The organism is Halomonas sp. 707D4 (assembly GCF_024158685.1).
Classification (GTDB): Bacteria; Pseudomonadota; Gammaproteobacteria; order Pseudomonadales; family Halomonadaceae; genus Vreelandella.
Map to the genome: position 1 here is coordinate 1 of NZ_JAMZBD010000283.1, position 4,188 is coordinate 4,188.

Annotated in this window: 4 protein-coding genes; 1 reads left to right on the forward strand and 3 read right to left on the reverse strand. The window is 62.5% G+C overall.

The features are described 5' to 3' along the window. Positions 1–135 (reverse strand): DUF444 family protein (locus BIS11_RS12065; protein ID WP_253586111.1); only part of this gene is annotated, 135 nt, incomplete at its 3' end. A 35-nt stretch (positions 136–170) separates the two neighbouring features. Beyond that, positions 171–2,093 (reverse strand): PrkA family serine protein kinase, encoded by a 1,923-nt coding sequence (locus tag BIS11_RS12070; RefSeq protein ID WP_253425982.1) that lies wholly within the window; start codon positions 2,091–2,093, stop codon positions 171–173. Positions 2,094–2,352: 259 nt separating this feature from the next. Here BIS11_RS12070 and BIS11_RS12075 point away from each other — a divergent pair, with 259 nt between their 5' ends. Beyond that, positions 2,353–2,865, forward strand: coding sequence for an invasion associated locus B family protein (locus tag BIS11_RS12075; RefSeq protein ID WP_253425979.1), 513 nt, complete (start codon positions 2,353–2,355; stop codon positions 2,863–2,865). 36 nt (positions 2,866–2,901) lie between these two features. On the opposite strand, the gene BIS11_RS12080 is transcribed toward BIS11_RS12075, so the two are convergent. Further along, positions 2,902–3,945, reverse strand: coding sequence for a low specificity L-threonine aldolase (locus BIS11_RS12080; RefSeq protein WP_253425976.1), 1,044 nt, complete (start codon positions 3,943–3,945; stop codon positions 2,902–2,904). Between the last annotated feature and the right edge of the window lie 243 nt (positions 3,946–4,188).

Sequence of the window (4,188 nt, forward strand, 5' to 3'; positions counted from 1 at the left end):
GTCGGTGATCGAGCGGCGGTTGACCGCCTCCTCCACCGACCGCTTGATGTGGTGGCGATAGCGCTCCAGAAAGCGCTGCCGGTTGACCGCGCTCTTGTGCTTGGCGTTGGGCCGGCGATCGATGAAGTAGGTCATGAGACCTCCTTGAACCAAGGCTTGCGAAACCGGCGCTACTGGGACTTACGCACGCGCAGGTACCACTCCGACAGCAGGCGCACCTGCTTTTCGGTATAGCCGCGTTCCACCATGCGCGCGACGAAATCCTCGTGCTTCTTCTGGTCCGACTTGGACGCCTTGGCGTTGAAGGAGATCACAGGCAGAAGCTCTTCGGTGTTGGCGAACATCTTGTGCTCGATCACGCCCCTGAGCTTTTCGTAGGACTGCCAGCTCGGATTCATGCCGTTGTTCTGGGCGCGGGCCCGGAGCACGAAGTTGACTACCTCGTGGCGGAAATCCTTCGGGTTGGAAATGCCCGCGGGCTTCTCGATCTTCTCGAGCTCCTCGTTGAGCGACTGGCGGTTCAGAAGCTCGCCGGTTTCCGGGTCACGGTACTCCTGGTCCTGAATCCAGAAGTCCGCGTACATGACGTAGCGATCGAAGATGTTCTGGCCATACTCGCTGTAGGACTCGAGATAGGCGGTCTGGATCTCCTTGCCGATGAACTCGACGTAGCGCGGCGCCAGGAACTCCTTGATGTAGCCCAGGTAACGCTCGAACACCTCGGCCGGCAGCTGCTCGCGCTCGAGCGCCTGCTCCAGCACGTAGAGGAGATGTACCGGGTTGGCGGCCACCTCACTACTGTCGAAGTTGAACACCTTGGAGAGGATCTTGAAGGCAAAGCGGGTGGAGAGCCCCTGCATGCCCTCGTCGACCCCGGCGGCATCGCGATACTCCTGGATCGACTTGGCCCGCGGGTCGGTATCCTTCAGGTTCTCGCCGTCGTAGACGCGCATCTTGGAGTAGACGCTGGAGTTTTCCGGCACCTTGAGGCGTGAAAGCGTGGAGAACTGCGCCAGCATGCGCAAGGTATCCGGCGCGCAGGGCGCGTGATTGAGCGAGGATTCTTCCAGAAGTTTCTGGTAGATCATCACCTCCTCGGAGGTACGCAGGCAGTACGGCACCTTGACGATGTAGACCCGGTCGAGAAACGCTTCGTTGTTGCGGTTGTTGCGAAACGCCTTCCACTCGGACTCGTTGGAGTGAGCGAGAATCACCCCGTCGAAGGGAATCGCGCCCATGCCCTCGGTGGGGTTGTAGTTGCCCTCCTGGGTCGCGGTCAGAAGCGGATGGAGCACCTTGATCGGCGCCTTGAACATCTCGACGAACTCCATCAACCCCTGGTTGGCACGGCAAAGCCCGCCGGAGAAGCTGTAGGCATCCGGATCGTCCTGGGAGAAGAGCTCGAGCTTTCGGATATCGACCTTGCCCACCAGCGACGAGATGTCCTGGTTGTTCTCGTCACCCGGTTCGGTCTTGGAGATCGCGATCTGGTTGAGCCGTGAAGGATAAAGGCGCACCACGCGAAACGCCGAGATATCACCACCGTTCTCCTTCAGCCGCTTGGCCGCCCAGGGCGACATCACGCTCTTGAGATAGCGCCTGGGAATGCCGTACTCCTGCTCGAGAAGTTCGCCATCCTCCTCCGGCGAGAAGAGCCCCAAGGGAGATTCGTGCACCGGCGAGTCCTTGATGGCGTAGAACGGAATGCGCTCCATGAGAAGCTTCAGGCGCTCGGCCAGCGACGACTTGCCGCCACCCACCGGCCCCAGCAGATAGAGGATCTGCTTGCGCTCCTCGAGCCCCTGAGCGGCGTGGCGGAAGTAGGCCACGATCTGCTCGATCGCCTCTTCCATGCCGTGGAATTCGGCAAAGGCCGGGTACCGGCGGATGACCTTGTTGGAAAAGATGCGGGAAAGGCGCGGGTCCTTGGCAGTGTCGATCACCTCGGGCTCGCCGATCGCCTCGAGCATGCGTTCGGCGGCACTGGCATACACCTTGGGGTCGCGCTTGCAAAGGGCGAGATACTCCTCGAGGGTCATCTCTTCTTGCTGGATGCGGGCAAATCGGTCTTGAACGTGATCAAAGATGCTCATAGAACTCTCCTGTGGCAAAGCCTCAGGCAGCCACCGCCAAGCCGAACCACCCAAACGGTGTGCCAAACGAGGTGTCGCTCTACAAGCTTAGTCAGCAATGGAAAAAAGAAAGGTGAAACCTTCAACGCTCGACGTCGAGAAGACTCATCTCCTTGAACGTGACGCTGGAACCCGAGGCACAGGTTATGTTCGAATGCAGCAAGACGACACAACGAGGGCGAGCATTGGCTCACCTTCAATCTTCAGGAGAAACGACCCCATGCCGATTCGCCGCGCGCTGATCACTGCCGTGCTTCCACTGCTCGCCGCCTCCACCGCCGCGACCGCCCAGGCACAGCAAGGCGCTCAGAACGCCGACACTCAGCGCTTCCAGGATTGGGAAGTGCGCTGCCAAAACGAAGGGGGGCAGCAAGGCTGCACCATGAGCCAGGTAGTCAACAACCCCGACAGCAACGACCCGCTGATGAGCGCCATGGTCGGCTACTCGCCCGAAGCCCAGAGCGCGGTCATGGCCTTCATGCTGCCGCTGGGCGTGATCCTGGCCCCGGGCATGCAGCTACAGGTGGACGACAACGAGCCGGTCGGCTTCCCCTACCAGTTCTGCTTCGAGCAAGGGTGCCGGGCGGATCTGCCCCTCGAGGCGAGCCTTCTGCAGCAGCTGCGCAGCGGCAACCGCGCCACCGTCAGCGCCATCGCCCCGGATGGCCAGCGCCTCGATCTCAACGTCTCGCTGATGGGCTTCACCAGCGCAAGCCAGCAGGTCGTTCCCTGACCTGACCCTCCCGGCCTGGCCCAGGCGGCATACCGCCTAGGCCAGCGCCTCCTCGACATCCGCCAGCAGTTGATCGAGAAGCTCGACGGTAGTGTTCCAGGCGCACACGAAGCGCGCCCCGCCGGCGCCGATGAAGGTATAGAACGTCCAGCCCTTCTGCCTGAGCATCGCCACCACGTGGGGTGGAAGCTCGACGAAGACGCTGTTGGCCTGGGTGGGAAACATCAGCGATACCCCGGGCAGCCGCTTCAGGCCTTCGCTCAGATAGCGCGCCATGTCGTTGGCGTGCTGGGCGTTGGTGAGCCAGGCGCCGCTTTCCAGAAGCCCGAGCCAAGGGGCAGAGACGTAGCGCATCTTGGAGGCGAGCTGGCCGGCCTGCTTGCAGCGATAGGAGAAGTCCTCGGCGAGCTCGCGGTTGAAAAACAGGATCGCCTCGCCAAAGGCCAGCCCGTTCTTGGTACCGGAAAAGCACAGCGCATCGACTCCCACCTGCCAGGTCAGCTCCGCCGGGCTTGCGTCCAGGCTCGCGCAGGCATTGGCGAAGCGCGCGCCATCCATGTGCAGGCGAAGATCATGCTTGTCCGCCACCGCGCGAATAGCCAGGAGCTCCTCGCGGGAATAGACCGTGCCCACTTCGGTCGCCTGGGTGAGCGAGACCACCTTAGGCTTGGGATAGTGGATGTCGGAGCGTTTGGTGACCAGCGCCTCGATGCCTTGCGGGGTCAGCTTGCCGTTGGCGCCGGGCGAGGTCAGAAGCTTGGCGCCGTTGGAGAAGAACTCCGGCCCGCCGCACTCGTCGGTCTCGATATGGGCGAGCTCGTGGCAGATCACGCTGTGGTAGCTGCGCCCCATGGCGGAAAGCGCCAGCGAGTTGGCGGCAGTACCGTTGAAGACGAAGAACACGTCGCAGTCGTAATCGAACATCTCGCGAAAGCGGTCCGCCGCGCGGGCGGTCCAGGTGTCGTTGCCGTAGGCCAGGTCGTCACTCTGGTTGGCTTTCATCAGGTACTGCATCGCCTCCGGGCAGATACCGGAGGTATTGTCACTGGCGAGAAATCGGGGGGTGCACTCCGATGGCATGGCGGTGTTGTCCTTATGGCTGACGATCGCCCGGCGCGCAGGGTGCCACGCGCCTGGCGACCAGGCATTCGCATTGAGAAGTGCCCGCGTCCGGTCATGGGGTCGCAAAGCAAGACGATAGTCTAGCGCCAATCGAACCCGGCCGTCATCCGCGCCACCCAACGCCTAGAGCGTGGCCGCCAGCCGCATGCCCTGGTCGATCGCCCGCTTGGCGTCGAGCTCGGCGGCCTCGAACGCCCCGCC